Below are 14,653 nucleotides of genomic sequence, written 5' to 3' on the forward strand. Positions count from 1 at the left end.
CTCACGGTCGGGCGCATCGAGCGCATGTCGAAGACCGTGTCGTCCTCGGACATCGTCGGCTTTGCCGAACTGACGGGCGACCGAAACCCGATCCACTTGTCGCAGCACTTCGCGGCAAAGACCCCCTTCGGCGGGCGCATCGCCCACGGCCTCTACACGGCGAGCCTGATTTCGGCCGTGCTCGGCACCCGCCTTCCCGGCCCGGGTGCGATTTACATTTCCCAGACGCTGAATTTCCGCGCTCCGGTTCGCATCGACGACACGGTGGAGGTGGAGGTCAAGGTCGTGGAGCTCATTCCTGAACGCCACCGGGCGAAGCTCTCCTGCATCTGCAGCGTCAAGGGCGAGGTGGTGCTGGACGGCGAGGCGTGGGTGAAGGTGCCTTCGTCCGGCGTACAGAAGGTTGCTTCGGCCTGAAGGGAAAGGCAGGCTGCCCCGCGCGGATGTTCGCGAGGGGCAGCATGTTCGAATCGGCCAAGTTTGAGCATCGGCTGGACAAGGCGGCCTTCAAGGCGCTGGAGCCCAGCCTGCGCGAGGATCTCCTCAATGCGCAATTCCAGCTCATCGACCAGAAGCGCCGCAGCCTCATCGTCCTGATCCACGGGCCTGACGGCGCCGGCAAGGGCGCGGTGCTCAACCGCCTTTATGGATGGCTGGACGTCCGCAAGCTGCAGACGCTCACCTTCGACATGCCGTGCGCGACGGAAGACCGTCCGCCCATGTGGAAGTACTGGCGGGAGCTGCCGCCGTTCGGGCAGGTCGGCATCATGCTCGGCTCCTGGTACCACGCGCCCCTGTGCAAGCGGGCGCTGGGGCAATCGGGGCGGGCGGCGTTCAGCTCCATGCTCGATGAGATCCAGCGCTTCGAGGCGATGCTCCATGCCGAGGGCGTCAGCCTTCTGAAGATCTGGCTTTACCTTGACCCGCAGGAGGCGCGGCGCCGCCTGAACGCCCTCAGCAAGGGGGCCTACCAGCGGCCGGTGGTGCGCGAATGGGCCGAGCTGGAGAGCGCCCACGCGCGCGAGCGCCTCGACGTGGCGACGGAAGAGGCGGCGCGGGCCACCTCCACGGAATTCTCGCCCTGGCACGTGGTTCCCGCCGCCGACGGCGACTATCGCGACGCCATGGCCGGCAGCCTGTTGCTGGAAAAGCTGCGCGCCATGGCGCAGGAGCCGGAGCCGGCCCCCCAGCCGCTGCCGCCAAACCCGACACGAGTGCCCGGCGCCCTTCCGCCCTTCTCCATCCTGTCGACCCTCGACCTGTCGAAGCGCCTGCCGGATGCGGACTATGCGCGCGAGCTCGAATGGGAGCAGAGCCGCATCACCCGCCTTACCAACACGTCGGCGTTCGACCGGGCGGGGCTGGTGATCGCCTTCGAGGGATCGGACGCGGCGGGCAAGAGCTCCACCATCATGCGCCTGCGCCAGGCTCTGGACCCGCGGCGCTTCCGTGTCCACGCCATCGCCGCCCCCACCGACGAGGAGCGGGCGCGGCCCTATCTCTGGCGCTTCTGGCGGCACGTGCCGCAACACGGGCGCACCGTGATCTTCGATCGTTCCTGGTATGGCCGGGTGCTGGTGGAACGCGTCGAGGGCCTCTGCGGTCCGGACGACTGGGGCCGGGCCTATGGCGAGATCAACGATTTCGAGGCGCATCTCAGGCGCGCCGGCTATGTGGTGGCGAAGTTCTGGCTGGCCATCAGCCAGGCGGAGCAGGCCCGCCGCTTCGAGGAGCGCGAAACCATCGCCTACAAGCGCTTCAAGCTGACCCCGGAAGACTGGCGCAACCGCGAGAAGTGGCCGCTCTATGAAGCGGCCGTCACCGAGATGGTGGATCGCACCTCCACCCGCTCGGCGCCGTGGACCCTGGTGGAAGCCGAGGACAAGCATTTCGCCCGGGTGAAGGTGCTGCGCACCATCGCCGACAGTCTCGAGGAGGCGTTGGGATAGAGGCCATTCAGGCGGCCTGCCACACCTCGCCCGGATGCAGGGGCAGGAAGCGTCCGGCGGCGACGCCGGCGGCGGCGAGCGCATCGGCCAGGGCGAGCTTCGGTGCGTCCTGTGCCTCGTCCGTCAGGCGGAACGTGCCCCAATGGATGCCGAGGGCCTGTTCGGCGCCGATATCGTCCAGGATGCGCACGGCATCTTCCGGATTGGTGTGCTGGCCCGCCATGAACCAGCGCGGCTCATAGGCGCCGATAGGGAGCAGCGCGAGCCGCGGCGCCCCGAACATGCGGCGCAAAACGCGAAAGATCTCGCCGGACCCGTAGGCGGTGTCACCTGCGAAATAGAGGACGCCCTCCGGCGTCTCCAGCACGAAGCCGCCCCACAGGGCGAGGCGCCGGTCGTTCAAGGAGCGGGCGGACCAGTGATAGGCCGGATGGATGGTGGCCGCGACGTGGTCCGACAAGGCAAAACGCGCGCCCCAGTCTCCCGTCTCTACCCGGGCCTCGGGCAGCCGCCGGCGGATCGGCACCTCGTTGCCGAGGGGCGCGAGAAGGCGCGGGCGATGCGCCCGCCACAGCCGGGCAAGGGTCGGCAGGTCCAGATGGTCGTAATGGCTGTGGGAGATCAGCACCACGTCGATCTTCGGCAGGGCGGAGAAGGAGATGCCGGGTGCGTTGAAGCGCCGGGGACCCAGGAAGGGCAGGGGACTCGCGCGCTCAGACCAGACGGGATCGGTGAGGATGTTGAGCCCGGCGACCTGGATGAGCAGCGTGGCATGGCCCACCATGGTCACCCTGAGGCCGGACGTCACCGCGGCCGGAGGCGCGTCGATCCGCGCGGGCAGGGGCGCGGTCGCCGGCCAGCCGGCGCGGGTGCGGCGCTGTCGCCGCCAGCGCCAGAGGTCGCCGAGGTTCTTGTCCGTGGACGGGTGATCCGGATTGAAGAAGCGCGTCCCGTCGAAATGATCTGTGGGCGCGCCGGTGTGGTAGGGGCGGGGCATGGCCACACTGTAGCGCGCCCCCCGCGTGCGGCAACGCCTGCTCCGCGCCACCAAGGCGCGATCAGAGCGGAAACGCCGAAGGCCGGGAGGTGGCTGGGGCGCCTGGATTCGAACCAGGGAATGGGGGAATCAAAATCCCCTGCCTTACCACTTGGCTACGCCCCAACGCGGCGGCGGACCATATAGCCGCGTGTTGGGCTTCTGTCCAACGCGGCCGGCGATGCGGCGCGGGTCTATTGCCGGACCCTGGCTGTGCTGGCATGCTCCTGCGCGTTGGAGTCGAGCCCGACTCCTTCCAAGACTGCCGCGCGTCGAGGTGCGGCGATCCCTGGAGGCCAGCGCAATGTCCTTGCGCATCCTTGTCCTTGGTGCCGCTTTCGCCCTGGCGCTGCCGGGCGTGTCTGCTTTCGCCCAGTCGAGCACCGCTCCGGCTGCCCCTTCCACGACGACCCCGGCGACAAAGCCTGCGGCGACGGCACCTGCCGCCACCAAGCCGGCGCCCGGGACGGCCCAGACGCCGGCGACCGGAACGCCCAAGACACCCACGCCCGGGCAGCAGGCCCTGCGTGAGCGCCAGAAGGCGTGCGGCGCCGAATGGCGGGCCGCCAAGACGGCCGGAAAGATCCCCGCCGGCCAGACTTGGCCGAAATACTGGAGCGCCTGCAACCAGCGCCTGAAGGCGAAGGGCACCTAGGGGCGATCCGATCAGAGGGACACCCCCTGATCGGTGACGCCGCGGCTCAGCTGCCGGTGAAGCGGGGCGCCCGCTTTTCGCTGAAGGCGCGGCGCCCTTCACCGTAGTCTGCGCTGGCGTTGGCGACGGTGGTGGCGCGCCGGGCCTCGCCGAGCAGGCTTCCGGCCCCCGTTTCCGTCGCGCGGATGGCGAGCTTCGCGGCCTTCAGTGTCAGGGGCGCGTTCTCGGCGATGCGCTGGAGCAGGCGCTCGGCGGCGGCATCCACATCCATGGCCGGGGCGAGAGCATCCACGGCGCCCAGAGTGTGCGCCCGTGCAGCGGACACGCGATCGGCCGTGAAGAAGAGCTGGCGGGCCCCCTGGCTGCCAAACACCCTGAGGATGCGGCCGAGGCCGCGCGGGTCATAGCCGAGGCCGAGGCGCGCCGCGGGGATGGCGAAGAAGGCATCCTCCGCCGCGACGCGCATGTCGCAGCTCGCAGCCAGAGCGGCGCCGGCGCCCACGCAGGCCCCCTTCACCAGCGCGACCGTCGGGAAGGCGAGGCCTTCCAGCGCCGAGCAGGCCTGCTCCACCAGGTCGTCGTAACTCTGCGCGCCGGAGGCATCCGAGCGGGCGGAATCGAAATCGGAAATGTCGGCACCGCCGGAAAAGGCCAGGTCCCCGTCGCCCCTCAGCAGCGCTACCCGGATGTCCGTGCGCCGCGCCGCATCCTGGGCGAAGGCGCTGATCGCGCGCCACATGCCGGCCGAGATGGCGTTGCGCCGCTCGGGATTGGTCAGGACGAGGCGGGCGATGCCGCCTTCCACGCTAATGGCGATGCTGCCGGCCACATTGTCCTCCCCGGATCGCGCCGGCGCAGGCGCCGGCTTCCATGAAAAAGGCGGCGCGTGCCCAACCGGCTCCCGGCGGTGCGTGCCGCGTGCGCGCCAGCCTCATGCCCCGGCGCGCGATGCCCGAACGTCGCCGACCGGTCTAGAGGGTTTTCGAGCGAAGTGGAAACCGGTTCGCGTGAAGAAAACGCTTCGACACGACGAGAGGGGGCAGGGATGGCTGAAAGCCCGCCGCAAGCCGGGCCGGCCAGGGGACGAAGGGGCGCGCCGGCATGCAGGGGTGGAGGCGGACGCCGGGGCGGCACCAAAGGTGCCACCCCGGCCCCAACGGGCGCCGGTCAGGGCTTGGCACCCGAAGCTCGCCGGGAGCAGGAGCAGGGACTGTGGCCGTACTCGCTTCTCACCTGACAGGATTCACAATTGTGTGTGTGGCGCCTGACGATGGCGCATTCAAGGAAAATGTGTGCCTCAGTGTCATTTCCCCTGCGCAGCTGGTAATAGCTTGCTGCTTGAAGAGGGTATTTACGTAGCGGTAAGTATGTAGCCGCTCCGTTCCGGTTGAGTTCGTTCACTCCTTTCTGAATAGCAGGTTGCCAATAAATCCAATGGCGAGACTGCCGAGGGCGACGGCGAGACCATAAAGCAGGCCGCTTCGCTGCGAGAATTCTGCGATCTTCTGTTCGAACCCCGTCTTCTGCACGTCGAAGGCGGTGGCGGCGGAGGCGGTGAGCCGGCCGCCGCGCAGCAGCTTCACCTCCACCTCGTAGCGCCCGAGGGGGGCCGTGCCGGGAATGGCGACCTCGGCGCGGAACACATGGGGGGCGATGAAGGACACCCCGCGCGTGTCCTCCCGGTAGAGGCCCTGGGCCTGCTGGATGCGCAGGAAGGCGGCGCGGAACGGGTCGGCGGGCACGACGTCCGCATAGTCGGTGCCGATCCTCTGCTTCAGCAGGACACGGGCAAGGCCGATCTGGCCGAGCCGCAGGGCATCGGCATCGGCCATCTCCTCCGGCGGGCGGCTGGTGAGGATATCGAGGAAGGACGGCACCTCGAGGAAGGTGCGGCTGTCCGAATTCACCCACAGCCCCAGAAGGCGCGTCTTGCGCCAGGTGGTGAAGGTCTGGCTCGGCCCGCGCACGGTCACCACCACGTCGGGGCTCCCGTCGGCGGCATCGTCCGGATCGGCGACGCCGAACACCACGAGGTCCGCCCCCGCGAAGCCGGAGGTGATGCGCACCTTCTCCTGCGACACGGACACGACCAGCCGGTCGGCCCGCGCCATCCCGCAGCCGCAGCACAGGGCGAGGAGAAAGGCGGCGGCGCGCGCCTTCATCGCACCTTCTCCACCGTGGACACGGCGAAGGTGTCCGCCGGGCGGGTGACGAGCTCGCCCGCCACCCGCACCGCCACCGCCAGCACCAGCAGGCCGAGCAGCAGGCGCAGGTGCTCCGCCCGCAGGGACTGGCCGGTGCGCGCTCCGAACTGGGCGCCCATGGTGCCGCCCACCATCAGCACCAGGGCGAGCACCACGTCCACGGTGCCGTTCGCCTCGGCATGGAGCACGGTCGCCGCCGCCATGGTGACGAGAGTGAGCACGAGGGAGGTTCCCACCGCGGTCTGGGTCGGCACCTTGAGGAGATAGATGAGCGCCGGCACGAGGATGAAGCCGCCGCCCACGCCCAGCACCGCGCCCAGCAGGCCGATGGTGAAGCCGATGATCACCACCGGCAGCACCGACACATAGATGCGCGAGCGGCGAAAGCGCATCTTCAGCGGCAGGCGCATGAACCAGGCCCGGGTGCCGGGGCGCCGCACCACCGCGGGCCGCCCCTTCGCCGTGCGGCGGATGGCCCGCAGGCTCTCCACCAGCATGAGCGTGCCGATGGTGCCGAGCAGCAGCGTGTAGGAAATGCGGATGAAGAGATCGACCTGCCCGATGACCCTGAGGAACAGGAACAGCATCACCCCGGCGAGCGTGCCGATGAGGCCGCCGCAGAGCAACGCGCCGGCCAGCGGCATGTCCACCATCCCCTTGCGCCAGTAGGACAGGGCGCCGGAGAAGGAGGAGGCGGCCATGTAGGGCGAGACGCTCGCCACCGCCACCGCCGGCGGCACGCCCGTGAAGATGAGCAGCGGCGTCATCAGGAAGCCGCCGCCCACCCCGAACATCCCCGAGATGAACCCCACCGCGAGGCCCATGGCGAAGAGCGAGAAGATGGCGACCGGAAGCTCGGCGATGGGAAGGTAGATGGTCACGCGGGGGCTTTCCGGGACGTTCACCGCCGCTATAGAGGGCCCGGCGCGGTGAGAAAAGCCATAGCCCGTTTATAGAAGAACTCTCGTTCGCGCCGCGAGCGTTGCTCCCGCCAAGCGGTTGAGCAGGCTTTCGGTTGATGCTTCAATGCACCTCCAGTCGCGCGAGGTGGCGGGTGACGGCTTCCGACGTCTACGCATTCATCGGGACGCTTCTCGATTCGCTCGAATTGGGCTTCTGCCTTTTCGATGCGGAGGATCGCACCCTTCTCTGGAACGACACCTTCCTGCGCTTCTTTCCGGAGCATGCCGGCCATGTCCACGCGGGCGAGCCGTATCGGGAGAACCTGCGCCGCTTCTACGCGGCGCGGCTGGCCGGGGAGGAACTGCGCAGCCTCGATCGTTATGTGGAGGAAGGCATTGCCCGGCACCGGGCGCAGGCCCGCCCCTTCGTCTTCCTGCACCTCGGCCGCCGCCTGCGTGTCGCCTCCCTGCCGGCGCCGGACGGGTGCCGCGCCCGGATCTGGCGGCAACTGGACGAGGAGGCCCCGGGCCGCCCCCACAACGCCGGCTGGGACACCTTCCCCATCGATCTGCTCGACCACATCGCCGACGGGGCGACGGTGCTCGACCAGCACGACCGCATCATCGCCACCAACGACGAGTTCCGCGCGCTCTATGACGTGCCGGCCGGCGTCGCGGTCATCGGCTCAACCCTTGAGGACGTGGTGGGGGCGGCCTGGGCAAGGGTCCCGCAGCCGGAGCGGCGGACCGATGGCTTCGTGCGCGACGCCCTGCATTTCGCCGGCGCTCCGTTCGAGGTGGCGCTGCCCGGCGGCCGCTGGCGGCGCGTGATCGCCCGCCGCTCGGCCGCGGGCATCGGCTATTTCACCCATGCCGACATCACCGAATTGAAGCGCCAGCAGGCGGACCTGAAGCGCGCGCTCGGCGAGCTTTCCGCCATCGCTGCCACGGACGTGCTCACGGGCCTTGCCAACCGCCGGCACTTCGATGAGGTGCTCGCTGCGGAGTGGCGGCGCTGCGCCGAGGCGGGCACGCCGGCGGCGGTGATGGTCATGGACCTCGACCACTTCAAGCGGGTGAACGACTGCTTCGGCCATGCGGCCGGCGACGAGTGCCTGAGGTGGGTCGCCTCGGCGGTGCGCACCGCCGTCACGCGATCCAGCGACCTTGCGGCGCGCCATGGGGGCGAGGAATTCACGCTGCTGCTCCCCAACGCCACGGCGGAGGAGGCGGTCGCGGTCGCCCAGAGCATCCGCCGCGTGCTGCGCACCGAGCCGTGGGTCCGGATCCATCCGGATCTGGCGCCCCTCACCGTCAGCGTCGGCATCTGCGCCGTCGCCGATGTGCGCGCGGTGGCCCACGCGGAGGCGATGCGGCAGGCGGACGAGGCGCTTTACCGCGCCAAGAATGCGGGGCGTGACCGCATTGAGGTTCAGCGGGCCTGACGGCGGGCTGCCCTTGCGCCATGGGCAAAGGTCGCCACGAGCCCCGACAGGGCCCGCGCCATGCGCAGGCGGGAGACACCGCTCGGCCGCCCCGTCCGCCCGGGCAGGTGCACGAACAGGATGGGGCGGCGCGTTCCGCCGTCCCCTCTGCGGAGGGTCAGCTCCCAGGCGAGGGCCTCGAGGAAGCTGGCGTTGCACAGATAGCGCCCGGCATCGCGCGAGGCTGTCGCCGGCACGCCGAAGGCCCGCAGGGCAGCGAGGAGGCGCGCCGGGTCCGCCGTCGTGAAAAGCGCGTCCGGCGCGTCGGTCCGCAGGCGCCGGGCCGCCGGATGCCGGCGGGCGGCATCGGGAATGTCGCGGGTGGCGTTCACCGCCCGCGTCTCGATGCAGACGCGCCGCCGCCGCGTTGCCACGCCGAACAGCACCACCCCGTCCGGCGCGAAGGCGTCCAGCAGGGCGTCGAGCCGGGCGAGAGCGTCCCAGCGCGTCGGCAGGATCTCCCCCCGGATATGGAGGCCGGCGAGGGCGGGACGAGACACCTTCAGCAGGTCCCGCACCGCCTGCTGCGAGGGGTTGACCGGCACGCCCGGAAATGGGCCGAAGGCGCACAGGAGCAGGCGCGGTGGCCGGGCCGGGGCGGGCGCCATGCCGGTCTCAGAGCCCGATGAGGCCGGCGATCTCCGCCGCCGCCAAAGCCGGGGCGAGGGTGCCCGCGGCCACCTCCCGCTCCAGCGCGGGCAGGCGGGCCTTCACCGCCGGATCGTGCGCCACCTTCTCGGCGAGGCGCTCGTTGAGCAGGGTCCACATCCAGCGCACCTGCTGGGACTGGCGGGTGGCGGCGAAGGTGCCGGCGGCCTCGCATTTCTGCCGATGCAGGACCACCTGCTCCCACACCTGCGGGATGCCGCTTCCCGTGAGCGCCGAATAGGTGAGCACCGGCGGCGACCAGTGCGGAAGCCGGGCCCCGAGGAGGTGGAGCGCCGCGCGATATTCCCCTGCCGCGGCGCGGGCGCGGGTGATGTTGTCGCCGTCCGCCTTGTTCACGGCGACGACGTCGGCGAGCTCCAGCACGCCTTTCTTGATGCCCTGCAGCTCGTCGCCGGCACCGGGCAGCATGAGCACCAGGAAGGTGTCGGTCAGATCCGCCACCGCCGTCTCGGACTGGCCGACGCCCACCGTCTCCACCAGCACCACGTCGAACCCGGCGGCCTCGCACAGCAGCATGGTCTCGCGGGTCTTGGCGGCGATGCCGCCGAGGGTGCCGCTGGAGGGGGAGGGGCGGATGAAGGCGTTGCGGTCCACCGAGAGGCGCGACATGCGCGTCTTGTCGCCGAGGATGGAGCCGCCGGTGCGGGTGGAGGAGGGATCCACCGCCAGCACCGCCACCTTGTGCCCCTGTTCGGTAAGGTACGTGCCGAGCGCATCGATGGTGGTGGACTTGCCCACCCCCGGCACGCCGGTGATGCCCACGCGGAAGGCGCCGCCCGTGCGCGGCAGCAGCGATTGCAGCAGCGCCTGCGCCCGCCGGCGATGGTCCGCGCGGCGGGATTCCACGAGGGTGATCGCCCGCGCCAGCGCGGCGCGCTCGCCTTTCGCCACGCCCGCGGCCAGCGCCTCGTCGTCCGGCTTGCCGTTGCCCTCGTGCCCGTGCCGTGCGCCCGTCATTCCCGCCTCGTCAGCCCCTCATCGATCCGGGTGATTTAGAGCGTTTTCGGGCGAAGTGGATACCGGTTCGCGTGAAGAAAACGCGCCGGCTCGACCATACCGGGCTCCTTCAATGGGCGCATGCGCGCGAAAAGTGCGCGGAAGGCGGATCTTGTCCGCAGGTCGCCCCCTTTGAAGAAGGGGCTCCGTGTGGCGCCGTAGACACCGGAACCGGATGCGTGGAGGGGACGTTGTTGGTGCATCTTCCCACATTGACGGAGACGCAGGCAATGAATTGGGATCGCATCGAAGGCAATTGGAAGCAGGTCACCGGCAATCTCAAGGCCCAGTGGGGCAAGCTGACCGACGACGACCTTGCGGAGATCAACGGGAGCCGCAAGGTTCTCGAAGGAAAGCTGCAGGAACGCTACGGTTACGCCAAGGATGAGGTGAAGCGCCGGGTGGATACCTGGTCCACCAACATCAAGACCATGTGACGCATCGCCGGCCGGTGGGCCGCGCGCCTGCAACGACGGCCCCGTGCCCTCCGGCGCGGGGCCTTCTCATGCGCGATCGGCGGGGACCTTCTCGATGCCGCTTTGGTCGAGCCCCGCCAGCGCATCGGCCGCGCGCACGCCGCAGATGCGGATCTCGGGCGCGATCTCCGTCAGCGGCACCAGGGCAAAGGCGCGCTCCAGAAGCCGGGGGTGGGGGATCTCCAGATCCTCCTCCTGCACCTTCTGCGTGCCGAAGAGCAGGATGTCGATGTCGATGCGGCGGGGGCCGAAGCGCACCTCGTTGGGGCGGTAGCGCCCCAGCATGTGTTCCACCAGCAGGGCGAGGACCAGCAGGCTGCGGGCCGGCACCGGGCTTTCCACCTCCACAACCTGGTTGAGGTAGGGCCCCTGCGGGATCGGCCCCCAGGGCGGGGTCTCGTAGAGTGAGGAGCGGGCGCGGATGGTGAGCCCCGCCCGCGCCAGCACCCCCAGGGCGAGGCCCATGGTGGCGGCCCGGTCCCCCACGTTGGAGCCGAGGCAGAGATAGGCGATGGTCATGACGCGTCCCGGATGGCCTCGGTGACGCGCGCGGCCTGCACATGGGCGGCCACGTCGTGGACGCGGATGATCTCCACCCCTGCCATGATGCCGATGACGTTGGAGGCGATAGTGCCCGGCAGGCGTTCCGCCGGCGTGGTGTCGATCACCTTGCCGATCAGCGACTTGCGCGAGGTGCCGAGCAGCAGCGGCAGGCCCAGCACCCGAAGCTCGGCCAGGCGGCGCACGGCGGAGAGGTTCTGCGGGAAGCTCTTGCCGAAGCCGATGCCCGGATCGAGCACGATGCGCTCGCGCTTCACCCCCGCCTTGTCCGCCGCCTCCAGGGACCGCTCGAAGAAGGCGAGCATGTCGGCGACGATGTCGAGGCTCTCGTCCACCTGGTCGCGATTGTGCATCACCACGGCGGCGGCATCGTAGTCCGCCACTACCTGCGCCATGTCCGGATCCCGGGCGAAGCCCCAGACATCGTTGACGATCACCGCGCCGGCCTCCAGCGCGCGCCGGGCGACGCTGGCCTTGTAGGTGTCCACCGAGACCGGCACGCCCGCTTCCGCCGCCAGCGGGCCGATGACGGGGGCGATGCGGGCCCATTCGTCCTCGGCCTCCACCGGAGTGTGGCCCGGCCGCGTGGATTCGCCCCCCACGTCGAGCATGTCCGCCCCCTCGGCGACCAGGCGACGGGCATTCGCCAGCGCATCCTCGGGCGCGGCGCTGCGGCCGCCGTCGGAGAAGGAATCGGGCGTCACGTTGAGGATGCCCATGATGAGGGTGCGCGGGCCGAGCGGAATGGCGCGGCCACGGGCGAGGAGGGTGCGGGAGGGGGCTGCGGGCATGGGGCTCTTCCAGAAGGTCTCCTATGAAGCGCCCCGGAGCCGGGATGGCAAGCCGTGCCGGTGGCGCACCCGCCGGCGCTTCAGCCCCCCGCGCGGCGCGCCTCCACGATGGAGAGAGCCGCCGCAAAGGCCGAAGGGATGTCGAGGGTGGACGTGTCGAGCAGGACCGCGTCGTCCGCCTTCACCAAAGGGGCGGACGAGCGGGCCGAATCGCGTGCGTCCCGCTTCCTGATGTCCGCCAGAACCGCCTCGAACGTCGCGGGCTCGCCGCGGCCCTCCAGCTCGCGGAAGCGTCGCGCCGCCCGGACCTCCGGCGTGGCGGTGACGAACAGCTTCGCCTCCGCCTTGGGGCAGATGACGGTACCGATGTCCCGCCCGTCGAGCACCGCCCCGCCCGGCTGGGCGGCGAAGCGGTGCTGGAGGGCGAGCAGCGCGGCGCGCACGCTCGGCCTCGCCGCCACCACCGAGGCGGCCTCGCCCAGCTCCGCGGTCCGCAGGGCCTCGGGGTCGAGGGTGGCCACGTCCAGCGTGCGGGCGGCGTCCTCGGATGCGGCCTCGTCGTCCAGCCGGCCGAGGCAGCGGGCCGCTACCGCCCGGTAGAGCAGGCCGGTGTCGAGGTGCGGCAGGCCGTAGTGGGCGGCGAGCCGGCGCGCCAGCGTGCCCTTGCCGGAGGCCGCCGGCCCGTCGATGGCGATGATCACGGCAAGCATCAGTCGATGACCGCGCCGAGAGCGCGCATCATGGGCATGAAGGTGGGGAAGGAGGTGGCGATGAAGGCCACGTCGTCCACGCTCACGCCGTTTTCGCTGGCAAGGCCCAGCACCAGGAAGGACATGGCGATGCGGTGGTCCATGTGGGTCGCCACCGGGCCGCCGCCGCCAACCGTGGCGCCGCCGGTGACGAGGAGATCGTCGCCCTTCACCTCATGGGCGATGCCGCAGGCGGCAAGCCCGTCCGCCACGGCGGCGAGGCGGTCGCTCTCCTTCACGCGCAGCTCGGAGAGGCCCCGCATGGCGGTGACGCCGTCTGCGAAGGCTGCGGCCACGGCGAGGACGGGATATTCGTCGATCATGGCCGGCGCGCGCTCCGGCGGCACCTCCACGCCCTTCAGGCGGGAGTGGCGCACGCGCAGATCCGCCACGCGCTCGCCGCCCTCGGTGCGCTCGGCCACCACCTCGATGCTGGCGCCCATCTCAAGGAGGGTGGTGATGAGGCCGGTGCGGAGCGGGTTCATCATCACGTCCGTCAGGACGATGTCCGATCCGGGAACGATCAGGGCCGCAACCAGCGGGAAGGCGGCCGAGGAGGGGTCGGCCGGCACATCCACCGGCGCGGCCTTCAGTGCCGGACGCCCCTTCAACGTGATGCGGCGGCCGTGGGCGCCGTGGGGTTCCACCCGGATGTCGGCGCCGAAATGCTCCAGCATGCGCTCGGTGTGGTCACGGGTGGCCTCCCGCTCGATCACCACCGTCTCGCCCGCGGCACCGATCCCGGCCAGCAGCACGGCGGATTTCACCTGCGCGGAGGGCATCGGCGTCTCGTAGGTGGTGGCCTTGAGGGCGGTGGAGCCCTTCAGCGACAAGGGCAGGCGACCGCCCTCGGCGGCGGAGGCCACCTGCGCGCCCATGGCGGTGAGCGGATCGAGCACGCGCTTCATGGGGCGGCGGCGCAGCGAGGCGTCGCCGTCGAAGGTGGCAGTGACATTCTGTCCCGCCACCGCGCCCATCATCAGGCGCACGCCGGTGCCGGAATTGCCGAAGTCGAGCGGGGCGGCAGGAGTCGAGAGGCCGCGGGCGCCCACGCCCTCCACCTCCCAGGTGCCCTCGGACAGCCGCGTCACTTTCGCGCCGAGGGCGGCGCAGGACTTGGCGGTGTTGAGCACGTCCTCGCCCTCGAGCAGGCCGGTGATACGGGTCACGCCTTCGGCGAACATGCCGAAGATGAGGGCGCGGTGGGACACCGACTTGTCGCCGGGCACGCGCACCCGGCCTTCGAGGCCGCCGGAGCGGCGGGCGGTGGCGGGCGTGGCGGGGCCTTCCCCATGGCCGGCCGCGGGGCTGGCGGCGGCGGACGCGCCGGCGCTGGGGCTGTTCAATGCGGTCATGGCGGGCCTCGCTCGGGCAGTCGGTCCCACGCTTTTGGCGGGACATTCCTGTGTTTTTGTCGGGTGGGGTCGTCTAGCACACTGCCACGGCGTGCGTCACGAGCCGGCGAATCGCCCTTGACAGGGGGAGAGTCAGGCGCCAATGGAGCACGCTCCTTTTACAGCCCTACCGAGGATCTTTGCCGTGGCGAAGCCTGAACTCGGCACCAAGCGCATCTGTCCTGTCACGGGGCGCAAGTTTTACGACCTGAACAAGGACCCCATCGTGTCCCCGTTCACGGGCGAATCTTATCCGCGGTCCTATTTCGAGCCGGCTGCACGCGGTGCAAGCCGCGCCGAGCCCCGCGCCGTCGCCGAAGAGGCGGACGGCGAGGAGACGGAGGCCGAGGTCATCAGCCTGGAGGAGGCTGACGAGGAAACCGCCGGCACCGCCAAGGTGGTGGCCGACGACGTGGATGTGGACGACGACCTCGAGGCCGGCGACGACGACGCCTTCCTCGAGGAAGACGAAGATGATGGGGACGACGTCTCCGATCTCATCGGTGAAGGCCTCGAGGACGACGAAGAGGCTTGATACCCGGCGCGGCCTGTGCTTAAAGGCCGCTCTCGCTCGGCGGACACGCGCTGCCGGGCAACCCGCCGCGGGACTTCCCGGCGCTTAGAAATCCTTCAGGCACAACGGCTTGGGGAAATCAGGCGCAGCCCGCGGCCCGGTGGGGCCATAGCTCAGTTGGGAGAGCGCTTGAATGGCATTCAAGAGGTCGGCGGTTCGATTCCGCCTGGCTCCACCAAATTTTATCGAGGTTTGAAGTTCCCAGCGAATACC

16 protein-coding genes and 2 tRNA genes (1 of these 18 only partly in view) are annotated in these 14,653 nt (G+C 70.2%); 7 read left to right on the forward strand and 11 right to left on the reverse strand.

All coding sequences use genetic code 11. The features are described from left to right. Positions 1–417, forward strand: partial view of a MaoC family dehydratase gene (locus tag V5F59_RS03695; RefSeq protein WP_393980457.1) — the 3' portion only. The gene continues 36 nt to the left of window position 1, outside the view; 417 of the gene's 453 nt are visible here — the last part of the coding sequence; its start codon lies beyond the left edge, outside the window; the stop codon is at positions 415–417. A 44-nt stretch (positions 418–461) separates the two neighbouring features. Beyond that, a complete protein-coding gene (gene pap, locus V5F59_RS03700) occupies positions 462–1,949 on the forward strand; it encodes a polyphosphate:AMP phosphotransferase (RefSeq protein ID WP_393980420.1) in 1,488 nt (495 codons plus the stop codon). A 7-nt stretch (positions 1,950–1,956) separates the two neighbouring features. Here pap and V5F59_RS03705 read toward each other — a convergent pair whose 3' ends face one another. Further along, on the reverse strand, positions 1,957–2,946 hold the full coding sequence (locus V5F59_RS03705) for an MBL fold metallo-hydrolase (RefSeq protein WP_393980455.1): 990 nt from the start codon (positions 2,944–2,946) through the stop codon (positions 1,957–1,959). Positions 2,947–3,036: 90 nt separating this feature from the next. Beyond that, positions 3,037–3,111, reverse strand: a tRNA-Gln gene (locus V5F59_RS03710). 178 nt (positions 3,112–3,289) lie between these two features. Here V5F59_RS03710 and V5F59_RS03715 point away from each other — a divergent pair. Beyond that, entirely contained in the window at positions 3,290–3,640 is a 351-nt protein-coding gene (locus V5F59_RS03715) for a hypothetical protein (protein WP_393980418.1), read from the forward strand. Between the two features lie 46 nt (positions 3,641–3,686). On the opposite strand, the gene V5F59_RS03720 is transcribed toward V5F59_RS03715, so the two are convergent. From V5F59_RS03720 to V5F59_RS03730, 3 genes are all read right to left on the reverse strand, one after another. Beyond that, positions 3,687–4,469, reverse strand: coding sequence for an enoyl-CoA hydratase-related protein (locus V5F59_RS03720; protein ID WP_393980416.1), 783 nt, complete (start codon positions 4,467–4,469; stop codon positions 3,687–3,689). Between the two features lie 568 nt (positions 4,470–5,037). Then, positions 5,038–5,802, reverse strand: coding sequence for a TIGR02186 family protein (locus V5F59_RS03725; protein ID WP_393980414.1), 765 nt, complete (start codon positions 5,800–5,802; stop codon positions 5,038–5,040). Further along, positions 5,799–6,725 (reverse strand): sulfite exporter TauE/SafE family protein, encoded by a 927-nt coding sequence (locus V5F59_RS03730; RefSeq protein WP_393980412.1) that lies wholly within the window; start codon positions 6,723–6,725, stop codon positions 5,799–5,801. The genes V5F59_RS03725 and V5F59_RS03730 overlap by 4 nt, the downstream gene beginning before the upstream one ends. Positions 6,726–6,898: 173 nt before the next feature. On the opposite strand from V5F59_RS03730, the gene V5F59_RS03735 reads away from it, so the two are divergent. Then, entirely contained in the window at positions 6,899–8,191 is a 1,293-nt protein-coding gene (locus V5F59_RS03735; RefSeq protein ID WP_393980410.1) for a sensor domain-containing diguanylate cyclase, read from the forward strand. Here the strand turns inward: V5F59_RS03735 and V5F59_RS03740 are convergent. Continuing rightward, the gene (locus V5F59_RS03740; protein ID WP_393980408.1) at positions 8,179–8,838 is read right to left on the reverse strand and encodes a pyroglutamyl-peptidase I; all 660 of its coding nucleotides are present in this window, start codon (positions 8,836–8,838) and stop codon (positions 8,179–8,181) included. The two genes, V5F59_RS03735 and V5F59_RS03740, sit on opposite strands and share 13 nt — an antisense overlap. 7 nt (positions 8,839–8,845) lie before the next feature. Continuing rightward, positions 8,846–9,856 (reverse strand): methylmalonyl Co-A mutase-associated GTPase MeaB, encoded by a 1,011-nt coding sequence (gene meaB / locus V5F59_RS03745; RefSeq protein ID WP_393980406.1) that lies wholly within the window; start codon positions 9,854–9,856, stop codon positions 8,846–8,848. Positions 9,857–10,125: 269 nt separating this feature from the next. On the opposite strand from meaB, the gene V5F59_RS03750 reads away from it, so the two are divergent. Further along, complete coding sequence (locus V5F59_RS03750) at positions 10,126–10,332, forward strand: CsbD family protein (protein WP_393980404.1); 207 nt, start codon at positions 10,126–10,128, stop codon at positions 10,330–10,332. A 66-nt stretch (positions 10,333–10,398) separates the two neighbouring features. Here the strand turns inward: V5F59_RS03750 and folK are convergent, their stop codons facing one another. The 4 genes from folK to aroA form a co-directional block, all read right to left on the reverse strand. Further along, positions 10,399–10,890, reverse strand: coding sequence for a 2-amino-4-hydroxy-6-hydroxymethyldihydropteridine diphosphokinase (gene folK, locus V5F59_RS03755; RefSeq protein ID WP_393980402.1), 492 nt, complete (start codon positions 10,888–10,890; stop codon positions 10,399–10,401). Beyond that, the gene (gene folP, locus V5F59_RS03760) at positions 10,887–11,723 is read right to left on the reverse strand and encodes a dihydropteroate synthase (protein WP_393980400.1); all 837 of its coding nucleotides are present in this window, start codon (positions 11,721–11,723) and stop codon (positions 10,887–10,889) included. Before folP ends, folK begins: the two co-directional genes overlap by 4 nt. 80 nt (positions 11,724–11,803) lie before the next feature. Continuing rightward, a complete protein-coding gene (locus V5F59_RS03765; protein WP_393980453.1) occupies positions 11,804–12,424 on the reverse strand; it encodes a (d)CMP kinase in 621 nt (206 codons plus the stop codon). Positions 12,425–12,432: 8 nt separating this feature from the next. Beyond that, a complete protein-coding gene (gene aroA / locus V5F59_RS03770) occupies positions 12,433–13,827 on the reverse strand; it encodes a 3-phosphoshikimate 1-carboxyvinyltransferase (protein ID WP_393980398.1) in 1,395 nt (464 codons plus the stop codon). 184 nt (positions 13,828–14,011) lie between these two features. On the opposite strand from aroA, the gene V5F59_RS03775 reads away from it, so the two are divergent. Together V5F59_RS03775 and V5F59_RS03780 are read left to right on the forward strand one after the other, a co-directional pair. Then, entirely contained in the window at positions 14,012–14,401 is a 390-nt protein-coding gene (locus tag V5F59_RS03775; protein WP_393980396.1) for a TIGR02300 family protein, read from the forward strand. 141 nt (positions 14,402–14,542) lie between these two features. Continuing rightward, positions 14,543–14,618: transfer RNA gene (locus V5F59_RS03780), tRNA-Ala, on the forward strand. Positions 14,619–14,653: the final 35 nt, after the last annotated feature.

The organism is Xanthobacter nonsaccharivorans, assembly GCF_043194755.2.
GTDB lineage: Bacteria > Pseudomonadota > Alphaproteobacteria > Rhizobiales > Xanthobacteraceae > Xanthobacter > Xanthobacter autotrophicus_G.